This window comes from Burkholderia sp. CCA53 (assembly GCF_001685525.1).
GTDB lineage: Bacteria > Pseudomonadota > Gammaproteobacteria > Burkholderiales > Burkholderiaceae > Burkholderia > Burkholderia multivorans.
Genome location: NZ_BDDJ01000001.1, coordinates 1470525 through 1485384, shown reverse-complemented (window position 1 = coordinate 1485384; position 14860 = coordinate 1470525). Strand labels below are relative to the sequence as shown.

Annotated in this window: 14 protein-coding genes; 6 read left to right on the top strand and 8 right to left on the bottom strand. The window is 66.8% G+C overall.

The window, feature by feature from the left end; genetic code table 11:
* Window positions 1-7: 7 nt before the first annotated feature.
* The 4 genes from BCR55_RS06970 to BCR55_RS06955 form a co-directional block, all read right to left on the bottom strand.
* Entirely contained in the window at window positions 8-2347 is a 2340-nt protein-coding gene (locus BCR55_RS06970) for a tetratricopeptide repeat protein (protein ID WP_065494370.1), read from the bottom strand.
* Between the two features lie 250 nt (window positions 2348-2597).
* Complete coding sequence (locus BCR55_RS06965) at window positions 2598-2897, bottom strand: flagellar protein FliT (protein WP_006408299.1); 300 nt, start codon at window positions 2895-2897, stop codon at window positions 2598-2600.
* A 25-nt stretch (window positions 2898-2922) separates the two neighbouring features.
* On the bottom strand, window positions 2923-4431 hold the full coding sequence (gene fliD / locus BCR55_RS06960; protein ID WP_006408300.1) for a flagellar filament capping protein FliD: 1509 nt from the start codon (window positions 4429-4431) through the stop codon (window positions 2923-2925).
* Between the two features lie 131 nt (window positions 4432-4562).
* Entirely contained in the window at window positions 4563-5720 is a 1158-nt protein-coding gene (locus BCR55_RS06955) for a flagellin (RefSeq protein ID WP_006408301.1), read from the bottom strand.
* Between the two features lie 510 nt (window positions 5721-6230).
* On the opposite strand from BCR55_RS06955, the gene rpsU reads away from it, so the two are divergent.
* Together rpsU and BCR55_RS06945 are read left to right on the top strand one after the other, a co-directional pair.
* Entirely contained in the window at window positions 6231-6443 is a 213-nt protein-coding gene (gene rpsU, locus BCR55_RS06950) for a 30S ribosomal protein S21 (protein ID WP_006401410.1), read from the top strand.
* Between the two features lie 361 nt (window positions 6444-6804).
* Window positions 6805-8043, top strand: coding sequence for a PepSY domain-containing protein (locus tag BCR55_RS06945; RefSeq protein ID WP_035489566.1), 1239 nt, complete (start codon window positions 6805-6807; stop codon window positions 8041-8043).
* Window positions 8044-8079: 36 nt separating this feature from the next.
* Here BCR55_RS06945 and BCR55_RS06940 read toward each other — a convergent pair whose 3' ends face one another.
* The gene (locus BCR55_RS06940; RefSeq protein ID WP_065494369.1) at window positions 8080-8682 is read right to left on the bottom strand and encodes a DNA-3-methyladenine glycosylase I; all 603 of its coding nucleotides are present in this window, start codon (window positions 8680-8682) and stop codon (window positions 8080-8082) included.
* A 142-nt stretch (window positions 8683-8824) separates the two neighbouring features.
* Here BCR55_RS06940 and BCR55_RS06935 point away from each other — a divergent pair, with 142 nt between their 5' ends.
* Both BCR55_RS06935 and BCR55_RS06930 read left to right on the top strand, forming a co-directional pair.
* Window positions 8825-9709 carry a BadF/BadG/BcrA/BcrD ATPase family protein gene (locus tag BCR55_RS06935; protein ID WP_006408304.1) on the top strand — a complete coding sequence of 295 codons (885 nt, stop codon included), beginning with the start codon at window positions 8825-8827 and terminating at the stop codon, window positions 9707-9709.
* A 545-nt stretch (window positions 9710-10254) separates the two neighbouring features.
* On the top strand, window positions 10255-11088 hold the full coding sequence (locus BCR55_RS06930; protein WP_006408305.1) for a Cof-type HAD-IIB family hydrolase: 834 nt from the start codon (window positions 10255-10257) through the stop codon (window positions 11086-11088).
* A 93-nt stretch (window positions 11089-11181) separates the two neighbouring features.
* Here BCR55_RS06930 and aqpZ read toward each other — a convergent pair whose 3' ends face one another.
* Window positions 11182-11928: an aquaporin Z gene (gene aqpZ, locus BCR55_RS06925; protein WP_006408306.1), complete on the bottom strand. Its 747-nt coding sequence runs from the start codon at window positions 11926-11928 to the stop codon at window positions 11182-11184.
* Between the two features lie 289 nt (window positions 11929-12217).
* On the opposite strand from aqpZ, the gene BCR55_RS06920 reads away from it, so the two are divergent.
* Window positions 12218-12514: an H-NS histone family protein gene (locus BCR55_RS06920; RefSeq protein ID WP_006401402.1), complete on the top strand. Its 297-nt coding sequence runs from the start codon at window positions 12218-12220 to the stop codon at window positions 12512-12514.
* Window positions 12515-12617: 103 nt separating this feature from the next.
* On the opposite strand, the gene BCR55_RS06915 is transcribed toward BCR55_RS06920, so the two are convergent.
* Both BCR55_RS06915 and BCR55_RS32985 read right to left on the bottom strand, forming a co-directional pair.
* Entirely contained in the window at window positions 12618-13682 is a 1065-nt protein-coding gene (locus tag BCR55_RS06915) for a glycosyltransferase family 4 protein (protein ID WP_053296697.1), read from the bottom strand.
* A 409-nt stretch (window positions 13683-14091) separates the two neighbouring features.
* The gene (locus BCR55_RS32985; RefSeq protein ID WP_155490603.1) at window positions 14092-14466 is read right to left on the bottom strand and encodes a hypothetical protein; all 375 of its coding nucleotides are present in this window, start codon (window positions 14464-14466) and stop codon (window positions 14092-14094) included.
* Between the two features lie 50 nt (window positions 14467-14516).
* On the opposite strand from BCR55_RS32985, the gene flhD reads away from it, so the two are divergent.
* Entirely contained in the window at window positions 14517-14837 is a 321-nt protein-coding gene (flhD, locus tag BCR55_RS06910) for a flagellar transcriptional regulator FlhD (RefSeq protein ID WP_006401400.1), read from the top strand.
* Window positions 14838-14860 lie beyond the last annotated feature (23 nt).

Here is a 14860-nt window from a genome sequence, read left to right as displayed (position 1 = left end):
GCGGCGATCAGGCGTCGACCGCATCGGGCACGGCGGCCGCATCGTCGAACAACGGCGTATCGAATGCTGTGGCGGGTTCGCCTGCGCACCAGCGCCGCCACATCGTGCGCAGCGCCGACGACAGACCCGCCGCGACGACGGCCGGCCGGAACGCAGCCGACTGCGCGCAGCGCGCGCGAAGACCCGTGCGCAGCACGTGCAGCGCGGCGGTGTCGCGGCCGAGCGCGACGGCCTTCGCGACGAAGTCGTCCTCGTCCTTCGCGATATATTCGTCGAGCCGGACATGCTGCAGCCAACCGGCGCTACCGCGCCCGGCCACCGTCGAGCCGGGGATCGTCACGGTGGGAACGCCCATCCACAGCGCATTCAGCGTGGTCGTCGAACCGGTGTACGGAAAGGCATCGAGGCAAAGGTCCACGCCGTGATGCTGCTGCATGTAGACGGGGATGTTCGAGCGCGGATGGAACGTCAGACGGCTCGCGTCGATGCCGGCCGCGGCGAACCATTCGGTCAGCGTGCGCTGATCGCCGGCATTGCCGATCGCGCCGAGCGCCATGCGTGCCGTCGGGTCTGCGTGCAGCACGCGCGCCCAGACGGCGATGACTTGCGGGCTCAGCTTGTTCAGGCGGTTGAAGCTGCCGTACGTCGTATAGCCGTTGTGCAGAGCCGGCAACGCGTTGACGGGCGGGCAGTGCGGCGGCGGCATGAACGGTGCGATCGCGGGCAGCCGCACGATCTGCTCGACGAACTGATCGTCGAATAAGCCATGCGGCGCGACGAACCGATCGGTCAGGTAGTAGTCGATCGACGCGAGGCCGGTCGTCGCCGGATAGCCGATCCAGGACGCCTGCACCGGCGCCGCACGTTGTGCGAGCGCGACGAGCCGGTTGCGCCCGGTGTGGCCCGACAGATCGATCATGATGTCGATACGGTCGCTGCGAACGCGCTCGAGGAACGCGTGATCGCTCATGCCGGCGACGTTGCGCCAGCCTGCCGCACAGGCCTTGAAGCGTTCGGACGTCTGATCTTCTTCGACATGGTTGTGATAGAAGTGCATCGCGATGCCGGTGTCGGCGGCGAGATGTTCGATCACGGGAACCGCGTAGGACGCCACCGCATGGTTGAACAGGTCGCCCGATACGAAGCCGACCCGAAGCCGGCGTGCCGGCTCGCGCGAATTCGAGAAAGCCGCCGCTCGCTTGCGTTTGCGATCTTCGTAGCGCTGGCCGAACTTGCGATGTTCGGCCACCAGCGCTTGCGGATCGAGATCGCTGCTGTGCGCAAGGCAGAACAGCATGCTGCTGTGCGTGACGCTGTCGGTCGGATCGATTTCGATTGCACGCCGAAGCCAGCCGAGTGCTTCCTGGGTCACGCCGAGTTCGAGCAGCAGGAAGCCGAGCGTGCCGTTCGGTGCCGCAGCGTTGGGCGCGAGTTCGACCGCGCGCCGGCATGTGGCGATCGCTTCGTCTGCGCGACGCAGCGCGAACAGCACGAGAGCGTGGATACGGAGCGCTTCCGCGTGATCGGGCCGCAGTTCGAGCAGACGCCGGCAGACGTCCTCGGCTTCCGCGAGGCGGTTCATCACGCGCAGCGTGTCGGCGAGCAGGATCCGCACGAGCACTTCGTCGGGCAGCAGCGCGATGGTGCGCTGACCGGCGTCGATCATCTCCGCATAGCGGCCGCTCTTGTGCAGCGACGCAGAGAGTGCGCGCCAGCACGCGCCGTCGTCCGGGTATTCCGCGACGAGCCGCTGTGCATGTGCAGTCGCTTCGTCGTGCTTGCCCTTCTCGAACAGTGCGGCGTGCTTTTGCAGCAGATGCGCACTCGCGCGGCGAACCGCCTTGCCGGCGCCGTTCGGCGCGGCCGCTTCGGCGACGGTCTCGGCCACGATCGCCGCGCCGACGCCCGTTGGCGCGATCGCCGCCGCGGCCGTCGCGAGCCGCGCGTCCGGCATGGCCATCTGGGCGATCAGTCCGTCGAGTGCAGGGCCGCGCACGCCGCGCTGCTGGGCGATCTCGACCGCGATCCAGGCGGCCGGCGTTTGTCCGCTGCGATGGAGTGCGTGGATGTAGCTGACCCAGTAGTAACCGTTCGCCGGATTCGCGCCGAGCGCGGCTTCGAAATGCGGCAGCGCGTCGGCCGGCCGGCCCGTATCGACCATCAGGACCGCGAGGTTGTAGCGGGCGTCCGCATGCGCGGGCATCGCATCGAGGATCGCCTCGTACAGCGCCTGCGCTTCGGCAAACGCGCCGCTGCGCTGGCGCTCGAGCGCGTTTTCCATGACGAGCGCGATATCCTGCGCGAGCTGCTGTTCGGGCGTGAGCGTGGCCGGGGCGGACGGGGGCATGATCGAATCTGCGGAAAGTCGGTCCCTACGATTATGGGTAGCGGGCCGCCGCACCGATGCCGCGAGGTGACGGTAAAAGCACGGTCAGTTTGGGCAATTGACCGGCCGACGACGGCACGGCGACAGGGCGTGCGACGCGCAAAAAAACGCCCGCGCGAGGCGGGCGGAGTCGAACGAGCGCGCCCTCACATCAGCGCGTTGTTCTTGTTGTCGGGTGGGCCGCACGGTCACGCGCAGCAGCCGGCGCGCGTCAGCGGCTGGCGATGTTCTGGTATTGGCCGGCGGCCTGCACGCGGCTCATCGCCGCCTGGTATTCGTCGGCGAGTTCCCGCTGTGCGCGCTGCGCATCGGCGAAGATGCGCTCGTTGCTGGCCTGCATGCGCCGGATCGCGGCGATGCCGGCGGGCGGCTGGTCGGCCGAGAGCGACAGGACGAGCGGCTCGCGCGCCGCGGCGAGGCGTACCGCCTCGGTCCAGTCGGCCATCGCGGCCGCGTGCTCGATTGCATCGGTGAGCGCGTCGAGCTGCGCGATCAGTTCGGTCTGTTCCATCGTGGCTCCCGGGTCCGGATCGCGCTCAGCTCTTGTTGCTCGACAGCGCGCCGGCGCTGTTCGTGCCGCCGAACAGCTGCGTCAGGTACTGCGAATTGTTGTTCATCGTCGCCATCAGCGTATTGAGCGCCGTGAACTGCGCCTGGTACTGGCTCGTCAGCTGCGCCGCATAGGTCGACAGCGCCGTCTGCTGCTGCGCGACGCTCTTCAGGTCGTTGCTGAGCGCGGTCGTCCGCGCGGCGATCAGTCCGTTCGTCTTCGTGTAGTTCGTGATGCTGGTCGTCAGCTGCTCGCCGATACCGTTCGTCGAGTTGAACAGCGATGCGACGCCCGTCGGATTGTTCTGCAGCGCGCTATTGAGCGCCGTGCTGTCGACCTGCAGCGTGCCGTCGGCCTGCAGCGTGACGCCGATCGACGCGAGGTTCACGGTCGAGCCGTTGTTCGTGACGCCGCCGGCGACGATCGACGCCAATGCATTGCGGATCGTATTCAGCGTCGAGTCGCCCAGCAGCGGGCCCTGCGACGACGCGCCGGACGTGAAGCTCGACAGCGAGCCCATCGTCGTGACGAGCGTGTTGTAGAGCGTCGCGAAATTGCTGATCGCGTTGGCCTGGCTCTTCGTATCGGCCGCGACGGTCAGCGTCATCGGCTGCGTCGCGCTGACGGCCGCGGCGGTCAGGTTCAGCGTGACGCCCGTGATTGCGCCCGTCACGGCATTGGTCGCGCTCGTGCCGGCAATCCCGTTGATCGTGAACGCGGCGTCCTGCGCGGCGGTACTTTGCTTCCACGCTGCGCTGCCGTTCGCGGACGTGACCGTCGACTGCCCGCCCGTCGTGCTGGCCGTCGACGTGACACCGAGGCTCGACAGCCCTTTGTCGTTGGCGACGTTGCTGAGCGAGACGCTGATCGTGTTGGCCGCGCCCGTCGGCGTCGAGCTGAGCACGAGATGCGCGCCGTCGCTGCCGTTGACGACCGACGCGACGATGCCCGGGTTGCCGGTCGCGTTGTTGATCGCGGCGGCGATGCCGGACAGCGTGTTGTTCGCGCCGTTGACGTCGACGGTGAACGACTGGCTGCCCAGCGACAGCGTCATCGTGCCGGTGCCGAGCGCGGTCGACGCGCCGAATGCGGCCGAGGACAGCGACTGCGACGTCGCGATCTGCGTAACGCCGACCGAGTAGCTGCCCGCAACGGCGCCGGCGCCAGCGGTCGCGGTGAGGCCGGTGCCGCTTGCGGTGGCGGTGAAGGTGTTCTGCAGCGAGCCGTTCGACAGTGTCGTGAGGCCGGCCTGCAAGGCGCTCAGCGCGGCCGACAGGGCGCCGAACGCGGAAATCTGGGTGTTGTCGCTGGTCTGCTGCGCGGTGAGCGCGGCGGCCTGACCGGCGGTCTTCGCATTGACGAGCGCCGTCACGAGCGAGTTCACGTCCATCGACGAGTTGCCGGTCGAACCGCTGATGATCGATTGCGCAGCTTGCTGCAGCAGGCTGTTGGCCGAGTTGGTGGCGGAAGTGACGGCGGAGTTGATCGTCGACATCGTAGTGCTCCGTGCGGCGGTGAATGCGTGAAATCGGTGAAGAAGGTCCGGCGGCGACAGGTGCGGTCGCACGCCGGATGCAGGCAGCCGGGCCGCGCATTGCGCGGGCCCGGCCGTCGGTTGCTACGCGATTACTGCAGGAGCTTCAGGACCTGCTGCGGCAGCGAGTTCGCCTGTGCGAGCACCGAGATGCCGGCTTGCTGCAGCACCTGGTTCTTCGACATGTTCGCGGTTTCCTGCGCGAAGTTCGCGTCGGTGATCTGCGACTGAGCGGACGACAGGTCGGTCGACTCGGCCTGCTGCGCGGTTGCGATCGCCGTGAAGCGGTTTTGTGCGGCGCCGAGCGCTGCCTGCAGGTTGTTCACCGTTTGCAGTGCGTTGTCGATCGAGACCATCGCGACGTTCGCGCCGCTGACCGTGCTGATGTCGAGGTTCGACACGGTCGCCGGCTTGTTGACGGCGTTGATTTGCGCAACGGCATTCGAGATCGCCGTGAGCGAAGCTTGCGACATGCTCGCGTTCGTCGCGCCTGCGCTGATCGAGATTTGCTCGACCGTTGCGCCGTTCGATGCTGCGGCGGTGGACGTCGCGAAGATCGCCGCTGCCGTTGCGCCGGTGATCGCCGTGCCGTTCTGGTCGGTGAACGTGAAGCCGCCCTTGCCGTCGGACAGCACGTTGACTGCCGTGATGACCGCACCCGACGACGTGTATGCGCCGCTCGAGTCGAGGCTCAGACCCGTGACCGTGCCGACCGTCTGGCCTGCCTGCACAAGGCCGCCGCCGATTTGTGCTGCCGACATGCTCTGGCTCAGATCCAGCGAGATCGTCTGACCGACGTTCGCGCCGACCTGGAACGACACGATGCCGGCGTTGCCGTTCAGGATGTTCGTGCCGTTGTACGTCGTTTGCGACGCGATACGGTTCACTTCCTGAATCTGTTGCGCGACTTCCTGTTGCAGCGCGGCCTGGTCGGTCGACGACATCGTGCCCGTCGATGCCTGCACGGCCAGCTGGCGGATACGCTGCAGGCTGTTCGTCAGCGACGACAGCGCGCTCGATGCGGTCTGGATCATCGACACGCCATCGTTTGCGTTCGACACGCCCTGATTCAGGCCGTTGATCTGCGTTTGCATCCGCGTCGAGATCGCGAGACCCGCTGCGTCGTCCGCTGCGCTGTTGATGCGCTTGCCCGACGACAGACGCGTGATCGCTTGCGACAGCGCGTTCTGCGAACCGTTCAGGTTCTGCTGTGCGACCAGCGAGTTGATGTTGCTATTGATTCCGAGCATGGAAAAATCTCCTGTTAAGCCGAAAGCCTTGGAAAGCCGTTTTGGCGTCGGCGGAAGCACTCGTTCATTGCTGGCCGCCTCAGAGCAGGATTTCGGCGGCACAAAACAAAACTTGAGGGGATCGAGGAGATTCGGCCCGATTTTTATGTCGAGGGGTCGGATTGCTGTGCCGCGATGGCGGTCGGACGTTGAGCGCGCCGTGGCGTGAGCCCTTTCGTCGCTCGCCCACGCGCGGACGACAAAAGGGTGGTTTTGTCTGTGATTCCCTGCTATGATGGCGGGCTGAATTGAGATTTCTGTCACGCCTTTGCCGTTTTCGGCATGTCTGCTGGCAGTCAAACGCGGCGCTGCACGCGGCTTGTGAAGCGTACTCGCGGTGCTTTCCGCCTCTCTTTTCCGGCCTCCGAGGCCGTATTTCCGCTCGTTTCGCCTGTTGTGGGAACGCCCGGATGGCCGGTGCGTGGCGCTTGGCCGCTACGTTTTTGACCGTTTAAGCAATTTAGGAACGACATGACGACGATTCTTCTGAAAGAAAACGAGCCGTTCGAAGTGGCGATTCGCCGCTTTCGTCGCGCTATCGAAAAAAATGGCCTGATCGCTGAACTGCGCGAGCGCCAGTCCTACGAAAAGCCGACCGCAGTCCGCAAGCGCAAGAAGGCAGCAGCCGTCAAGCGCCTGCACAAGCGTCTGCGCAGCCAGATGCTGCCGAAGAAGCTCCACTAAGAGCATCGACGGTTCGCCGCGAAACGGCGGAGCGTGCTTCGAAAGAAGCCGCTCCGCCGTTTTGCTTTTGAGGCGCGGAAAGCGTCTGCTCGATCGGCCGGGCGCCGGTGTGGAGTCATCGCAACCACGGTGTCGCGCGACGCAAAGCGGTTCACGCGAACGGAACGAAAGTAAGAATCATTTGCATTGCGTTAGAATGTCGCGCGTTGTCACTCCATCCGCAACACGCGCAACACTGCGATGCCGCGCCCGTCAGTCGCTGCCGCAAACGCCGCTGCGTGTGCGTAGCTTCCATGATCCGCAATCCGTCCCTTCCGGGCCATCGTCCGATTCGGCCTGCTCGTCATCCGCGGTGCGCGCGATGAATGCGTTCGTGCGACCGCTGTTCGTCCGCCTGCATCGATGGTTCGGCCTCGCGACCGCGCTGTTTTTGTTCGTCGCGGGGCTCACCGGCGCGCTGATCGCCTGGGATCACGAGCTCGACGCGGCGCTGAACCGCGACTTCTACGTCGCGCGCAGCGGCGGGAAGCCGCTTTCGCCGCTCGTGCTCGCCGCGCGGATCGAAGCGGCCGACCCGCGCGTGCAGGTGACTTATCTGCCGCTCGCCGTCGAGCCCGGCCATACGCTGCAGGCCGGCGTGATGCCGCGTACCGATCCGGCGACGGGGCAGCCCTATGCGATCGATTTCAACCAGATCGCCGTCGATCCGGCGACCGGCGCCGTGCAGGCGCGCCGCGAATGGGGCGCACTGTCGCTCGCGCGGCTCGATCTGATTCCGTTCATCTACCGGCTGCATTACTCGCTGTTCCTGCCCGTGTACGGCGGCGTGAACTTCGGCTTCTGGGTGATGGGCGTCGTCGGCATCGTATGGGCGTTCGACAGTCTGATCGCGCTCGTGCTCGCCTTTCCGAGCATGAAAAGCTGGCGCAAGTCATTCGCGTTCCGCGTGCGGCGCGGCGGCTACCCGCTCGTGTTCGACCTGCATCGGTCGGGCGGCGTGTGGGTGTGGGGGCTGCTGCTCGTCGTCGCGATCACGTCGATCTCGATGAACCTCGGCAACCCGGTCGTGCGTCCGCTCGTGTCGCTGTTCTCGCCGCTGTCGGAGACGCCGTATACAAACCCCGAGCATTTCCCGCCCGCGCCGCCGGGCAGCAAGGTGCTGGCGCGCGAGCGCATCGTCGAACTTGCCGGCCCGGCCGCCCGCGACGCGGGAATCGCGGCGCCGCCCGGTGCGCTGCTCTACGCGCCGGCGATGAACGTCTATGCGGTCGGCTTCTTCGAGCCGGGTAACGATCACGGCGATGCCGGCCTCGGCAACGCGTGGCTGTACTGGGACGCCGTCACGGGTAAGCCCGTCGCGGCCCAGCTGCCGGGGCGCGGCTCGCTCGGCGACCTCTTCATGCAGGTGCAGTTTCCGCTGCATTCGGGACGCATCGCCGGCGTGGCGGGGCGCGTCGCGGTCAGCGTGCTCGGCATCGTCATCGCGATGCTCAGCGTGACGGGCATCTGCATCTGGGTGAAGAAGCGCAGTGCACGCGTGCGGGCGGCGCGCGGCGCGTCGCGGACAGCCGTGCCCGCTTCGTCGCGGCCCGCGCGCTGAGCGCCGAACGGCGGCTGCCCGCGCGCCGCCGATTCGTCAGCCCGCTTTGCGCGCGCGCGCCGGCTGTTTGCCGCCGAGCGCCGCGCATCGCGCATGGCACGGGCAGCCGACTTCATGATCGTTGACCATTCCGGTTGCCTGCATCAGCGCGTAGCAGATCGTCGAGCCGACGAACTTGCAGCCGTACGCCTTCAGCGCCTTGCTGAGCGCATCGGAGCGCTCCGTCGACGCCGGTGCGTCGCGGTACGACTGCCACGCGTTCTGGATCGGCGTGTGATCGACAAACGACCAGAGGAAGTGCGCGAGCGAACCGTGCTCCTCGCGGATGCGCTGCACCGCGCGCGCATTGGCGACGGCGGCTTCCACCTTCGCGCGGTTGCGCACGATGCCCGGATTTTCCAGCAGCTTCTCGATACGCTTCGGCGTGAAGCGCGCGACGGCGTCGACGTCGAAATCGGCGAATGCGTCGCGGTAACCGGCGCGCTTGTTCAGGATCGTCGACCACGACAGCCCGGCCTGCGCGCCTTCGAGGATCAGCATCTCGAACAGGTGACGATCGTCGTGCGACGGCACACCCCACTCGGTGTCGTGATAGTGAGCGTCCGCTTCGGTTTTGACCCAGTTGCATCGCGCCGACATCGTCTGCCTCGCTTCCCGTATCGATTCGATCGCGCCAGCATAGCGGAAGGCCCCGGCGCGGGATAGCTGGCCGTACGGCAGATGGGCGCGCGCCGCCGATCCGGTTAAGCTTGGCGCCTGTTCGAATCAGCGGGATGAAGGCATGACGGCATTACCTTTTGCGATCGGCATCGACGGCGGCGGCACGGGCACGCGCGCGGTGCTCGCCGATCGGCACGGGCGCGAACTCGCGCAGGGGCGCGGCGGCCCGTCGGGGCTGGGGCTCGGCATCGAGCGTGCGTGGGCGTCGATCGCGGCCGCGTGCGCGGACGCATTCACGCGCGCCGGGCTCGCGTTCGACTGGGCGCAGTGCGCGCTTGGCTGCGGGCTGGCGGGCGTCAACAACGCGGCGTGGCTCGCCGCTTTCCGGGCGCAGGCACCGCTCGCGGCGCTCGCGATCGAGAGCGACGCTTATACGACGGTCCTCGGCGCGCACGGCGGCGCACCGGGGCTGATCGTCGCGCTCGGCACCGGCAGCATCGCGGCCGCGCTCGATGCCGACGGCGCATGCCGGATCGCCGGCGGCTTCGGCTTCCCGTCCGGCGACGAGGCGAGCGGCGCGTGGCTCGGCATGCGCGCGCTCGCCTATGCGCAACAGGCGCTCGACGGACGCGCGCCGCGCGACGCGTTTGCGGAGGCGCTGCTCGCGGAAACCGGTGCGCAGGATCGCGATGCGCTCGTCCAGTGGTCGTGCGACGCGAACCAGACGGTCTATGCGCGGCTTGCCCCGATCGTGTTCGCGCACGGTGCGCATCCGGTTGCGCGCGCATTGATCGCGCAGGCCGGCGACGAGATCGGCAAGATGATCGACGCGCTCGATCCCGGGCAGACGCTGCCGGTCGCCTTGTGCGGCGGCCTGGCCGATGCGCTCTCGCCGGCCGTGCCGGCCCGGCACACGGCGCGGTTGCGCGCGCCGCTCGAGGACTCCGCACACGGCGCGTTGCAGCTCGCACTACGGACGTTGCGCGCGGCGGGCGACGGCGGCTGAGGGAGGCGGAGCGCGACGGGGCTAGGGCGGGACGCAAGAGCGCAGCCGGGGCGGAACGAGGACGGGGCGGTGACGGACGGACCGGCACGAGGACAACGCGCGACAGGCGCAGGCGGTGCGCGCGCTCGCTATAACGGCGACACGCGCCGCAGCCCCGCAGACGCCCAAGGCGCAAGGCCCGAGGCCCGAGGCCCGAGGCCCGAGGCCCGAGGCCCGAGGCTCGAAGCCCGAAGCCCGAGCACTGAGGCCCGAGCACCGAGCACCGAGCAGCGAGCACCGAGCCCGAGCCCGAGCCCGAGCCCGACGCCCGAGCCCGAGCCCGAGCCCGAGCCCGAGCCCGAGCCCGAGCCCGAGCCCGAGCCCGAGCCCGAGCCCGACGCCCGAGCCCGACGCCCGACGCCCGACGCCCGACGCCCGAGCCCGAGCCCGAGCCCGAGCCCGAGCCCGAGCCCGAGCCCGAGCCCGAGCCCGACGCCCCACCACCCACCCCCGCCCGACGCTAAAATGACGGCTCCGCAGCGCGCTGCGCGCCTTCCTTGCTCCCCATGTACAAAGTCATCGCCACCGATCTCGACGGCACGCTGCTGAACAGCGACCACCAGCTCGATCCGTACACGATCGAGACCGTCCGCCGCCTCGACCGCGACGGCGTGCAGTTCGTGATCGCGACGGGGCGCCACTACGCGGACGTCGCCGGCATCCGCGACGTGCTCGGCATCCGCCCGTACCTGATCACGTCGAACGGCGCGCGCGTCCATGCGCCGGACGACACGACGATCCACGCCCAGGACATCGATCCGGCCATCGTCCGCCGTCTGGTGCTGCCCGAGATTGCCGGCGCGCACGGCCGCGTGATCGTCAATCTGTTTACCGAACACGGCTGGCTGATCGACCGCGATGCCCCGCACCTGCTCGAATTCCATCAGGACTCGGGCTTCCGGTACGAAGTAATCGACATGCTCGCGCACGACGGCGCGGACATCGCGAAGGTGCTGTATATCGGCGAACCGGCCGATCTGGCGGTCGTCGCCGAGCAGATGCGCGTGCAGTTCGGCGATGCGCTGTACGTCACGTACTCGCTGCCCGACTGTCTCGAAGTGATGACCGCGAACGTGTCGAAGGGCCGCGCGCTGCGCGCGGTGCTCGGGCGGCTCGGCGTCGACGCCGGCCATTGCGTCGCGTTCGGCGACAACATGAACGACATCGACCTGCTCGAAACGGCCGGCCATGCGTTCATGATGAACAACGCAAACCCGGATCTGATCGCGCGGCTGCCGCACATCCCGCGGATCGGCAACAACTTCGACGCGGGCGTCGCGCGTCATCTCCGTACGCTGTTCGCGCTCGAGGATCTCGCCGCGTCCCGAGTCCCGACATGAAAAACGGGCGCCAGCGGCGCCCGTCAAATGGCTTGCCTCTATCTTCTTGTGCAGCGTGAGGCTCGCTGCTCTGCTCGCATGACCCCGTAGTGGTTATTCGCTTGTGCGAGCGGATGCCGTCGGCAGCAGGTCGAGCGCGTCGTCGCGGCCCGCTACCAGCGGGTAGATGACCCCGGCGAGCGCCGCACCGATCAGCGGCGCGATCCAGAACAGCCAGAGCTGGCCGATCGCATCGCCGCCGACGAACAGCGCCGGGCCGGTCGAACGAGCGGGGTTCACCGACGTGTTGGTGACCGGGATCGAGATCAGGTGAATCAGCGTCAGGCACAGCCCGATCGCGATCGGCGCGAAGCCTGCCGGCACGCCGCGCTTGTCGGTCGCGCCGAGGATCACGAACAGGAAGAAGCCCGTCATCACGACTTCGCAGATGAACGACGCCGCGAGCGAGTAGTGGCCCGGCGAGCGCTCGCCGAAACCGTTCGTCGCGAAACCGCTGCCGACGACGTCGAAGCCCGGCTTGCCGGTCGCGATCAGATACAGCACGAACGCGCCGATCGTTGCGCCCACCACCTGTGCGACGATGTACGGGACGAGGTCGCGTGCCGGGAAGCGCCCGGCGACCGTCAGGCCGACGCTCACGGCCGGATTCAGATGGCAGCCCGAAATGTGGCCGATCGCGAACGCCATCGTCAGGACGGTGAGCCCGAATGCGAGCGCGACGCCGGCAAATCCGATGCCGAGGCCCGGGAAGGCGGCGGCCAGCACGGCGCTGCCGCACCCGCCGAGCACCAGCCAGAACGTGCCGAATACCTCTGCAGCGAGCCGCTGAGAAAGATTCATGTGAGGACCTCGTTCAAGTGGGTTGAAGACAAACCGGCGACGGTTACGATTTAGCCGCCGTCCGGAATTGGTCTGGATTATAGGAAATGAAACGCCGCATCGTGGTCAACGATTGTTAAATTTGAGTAGCTGACAAATCGCTTTATTAGAATAAGTCCGCATTCTCGATATATGCGGACCGGTTAAAAATGTCGGCATTAATTTCGATTGGCACGGCGCAGGACGGATTGAGCGGGGGCCGTGTCGCGGCGGATGCGCCGGGGCGCATCATGGAAAGGGGAGTCAAAAAATGTCTCAATACGCAAAACTCAAGGCCCAGATCGCCGAATTGCAGGCCCAGGCGGACGAGGTGCGGCGTCAGGAAGTCGAAGCCGTGATTGCCGATATCCGGCGCCTGATCGACGAATACGGGCTGACCGCGCAGGATCTCGGCTTTGCCGAGCGCGCGCGCCGCGGCCGTCCGCCCAAAAAGGCGCCGCTGCCGCCGAAATACCGCGATCCGAAGACGGGCGCGACCTGGAGCGGTCGCGGCAAGCCGCCGAATTGGATCGTCGGCAAAAACCGCGACCGTTTCCTGATGGAGTGACCGACAGCCAAAAAGAAAGAGCCGCATCGTCGATGCGGCTCTTTGGTTTTACGCGCCGGATTTCGGCGCGATTTTCACCGGCTATTTCGCGCGGATTTCGGCGTTACGCGCCGGCCACGCGGCGCAATGCCGGCCGTCGGGCGTTGGCGCAAAGCGATTCGTAAGTTTCGACGTAGCGCTGCGCCATCGCCTTGGCGCTGAATCGCGTATCGAAACGCGCGCGAATCGCGTCGCGCGACAGGCTGTCGATCCGGTGCAGCGCGCCGACCGCGCCTTGCACATCCTCGACGATAAAGCCCGTCACGCCGTCCTCGATCACCTCCGGCACCGAGCCGCGGTTGAACGCGACGACCGGCGTGCCGCACGCCATCGCCTCGATCATCACGAGGCCGAACGGCTCCGGCCAGTCGATCGGGAACAGCAGCGCCTTCGCGCCCGACAGGAACGCCGGCTTCTGCGCCTCGTTGATCTCGCCGATGAACTCCACGTGCGCCTGGCCGAGCAGCGGCTCGATCACTTCCTTGAAGTAGTCGGCGTCGGCCTTGTCGACCTTCGCGGCGATCTTCAGCGGCAGCCCGCTTTGCGCAGCGATCCGGATCGCGGTGTCGACGCGCTTTTCGGGACAGATGCGGCCGAGGAATGCCAGATATTCGGGCTTCACGTCGGGCTGCGGCGTGAGCAGCGTCTCCGGCAGCCCGTGATAGACGGTGCCGGCCCACGCGGCCTGCGGCAGCGGCTTGCGCTGCGAATTCGAGATCGACACGACCGGCGCGTTCGGGAACGCGTCGAATACGGGCTGCAGTTCGGGCAGGTCGAGGCGGCCGTGCAGCGTCGTCACGTACGGCGTGTCGAGCCGCGACATCAGCGGAAACGGCAGATAGTCGAGATGGAAGTGCAGCACGTCGAATTCATGCGCGACGCGCGCCACCTGCTCGATCAGGCGCATATGGGGCGCCATCGAATCGCGGATCGACGGATCCAGCCGCAGCGCGCGCGGCCATGCCGCTTCGAGGCGCGCGGACGTCACCGAGTCGCCGCTGGCGAACAGCGTCACGTCGTGGCCGAGCTCGACGAGCGCCTCGGTGAGATAGGACACGACGCGTTCGGTGCCGCCGTACAGTTTCGGCGGGACGGCTTCATACAGCGGCGCGATCTGGGCAATGCGCATGGACGTTCTCCTGTGTCGACCCGGATTCGCGCCGCAGCGCTGGCCGGGTCCCATGTACCACGGTCGACCCGGGAGCGTTCGGCCCTGGCTCCGGGTCCCTTGTAAAACGGTCGGCCCGAACCGGCCGCCTCGACGTTGCTCGGGCCCTGCAAGACGGTCGATGAGGACCGGAAGCGGCGCCCCGGTTCGTCGTTCGATCCGTCCGAGCCGCGGGATGCGGCTCGCTCGGTCCCGTACTGCGGTTGCGGAAAGTGCCGACGCTACGGTCGGCGGGGCTGGCGGGCCGGTTCGACGAGAACGGCGGGCCGGCGCCACGCGATGCCGGGGCGGTGCGACACGCGTCGTGTCGACGCCCGTTGGAGTCCATTATCGGGATCGCTCGGCGGGGTTCGAGTGTTTTTTCAAACACTTAAGGCTTGTTACACGATGAAATACGCGAAAACCCGAATAAAAAGGGCACGGAAACACGAATGGAGATGGTCAACGCGATTGTTGCACCATCATGAAAAACCACTATAATTTTTACCGATTCGCGTCCCGGCATGCCTTGCCGGACGGCCCTCCGCGGCGTATCGGCGCAGGTCTCGCCAAATCGCACGCCGCATTTGTCCTCATTCAAGCTTTCAATTCGCCTTGTCGGAAAAATTCCTACACGGTTTACAGACAAATCCTGCACTGCATACGCCACTTCGCTGATACCGGTGCCATTCCCGTTTGGCCAAAATTCGCGCTGTAAGACTATAAACATGCCGACCGAGTGCATCAGGTGCGCCGGATCGAGCAAACGTTTCCATAAACATGAATGGCCAAAGCAACGCTTCTCACGGGGGAATCATGAGCGCCACCAGCGAAATGCTAGGCGAGATCAAAGAGGTCAACCTGTCGTACCTGCTGCTCGCGCAGCGCCTGCTGCGCGAAGACAAGGCAATGGGCATGTTCCGGATGGGCATCTCCGAGGAACTGGCCGACGTGCTTGCAAACCTCACGCTCGCGCAGACGGTCAAGCTCGCCGCGTCGAATCAGATGCTGTGCCGCTTCCGCTTCGACGATCACGCGCTGCTGTCGTCGCTCGCCGACAAAGGCCGCAGCGACGTCGTCGCACGCGCGCACTCGGCGATCCTGATGGCCGGACAACCGGTCGAAAGCGTCCGCTGATCCTTCCTGTCCTGCGTTCGAGC

Excerpts from the sequence above, each read along its gene's own strand:
- aqpZ (WP_006408306.1), bottom strand. The coding sequence starts at position 11,928 with ATGAATCTTTCTCAGCGGCTCGCTGCAGAGGTATTCGGCACGTTCTGG.
- BCR55_RS06930 (WP_006408305.1), top strand. The coding sequence starts at position 10,255 with ATGTACAAAGTCATCGCCACCGATCTCGACGGCACGCTGCTGAACAGC.
- BCR55_RS06935 (WP_006408304.1), top strand. The coding sequence starts at position 8,825 with ATGACGGCATTACCTTTTGCGATCGGCATCGACGGCGGCGGCACGGGC.
- flhD (WP_006401400.1), top strand. The coding sequence starts at position 14,517 with ATGAGCGCCACCAGCGAAATGCTAGGCGAGATCAAAGAGGTCAACCTG.
- BCR55_RS06920 (WP_006401402.1), top strand. The coding sequence starts at position 12,218 with ATGTCTCAATACGCAAAACTCAAGGCCCAGATCGCCGAATTGCAGGCC.
- BCR55_RS06945 (WP_035489566.1), top strand. The coding sequence starts at position 6,805 with ATGAATGCGTTCGTGCGACCGCTGTTCGTCCGCCTGCATCGATGGTTC.
- BCR55_RS06915 (WP_053296697.1), bottom strand. The coding sequence starts at position 13,682 with ATGCGCATTGCCCAGATCGCGCCGCTGTATGAAGCCGTCCCGCCGAAA.
- fliD (WP_006408300.1), bottom strand. The coding sequence starts at position 4,431 with ATGTCGACGATCAACTCCGCCGTCACTTCCGCCACCAACTCGGCCAAC.
- BCR55_RS06970 (WP_065494370.1), bottom strand. The coding sequence starts at position 2,347 with ATGCCCCCGTCCGCCCCGGCCACGCTCACGCCCGAACAGCAGCTCGCG.
- BCR55_RS06965 (WP_006408299.1), bottom strand. The coding sequence starts at position 2,897 with ATGGAACAGACCGAACTGATCGCGCAGCTCGACGCGCTCACCGATGCA.
- BCR55_RS06955 (WP_006408301.1), bottom strand. The coding sequence starts at position 5,720 with ATGCTCGGAATCAATAGCAACATCAACTCGCTGGTCGCACAGCAGAAC.
- rpsU (WP_006401410.1), top strand. The coding sequence starts at position 6,231 with ATGACGACGATTCTTCTGAAAGAAAACGAGCCGTTCGAAGTGGCGATT.
- BCR55_RS06940 (WP_065494369.1), bottom strand. The coding sequence starts at position 8,682 with ATGTCGGCGCGATGCAACTGGGTCAAAACCGAAGCGGACGCTCACTAT.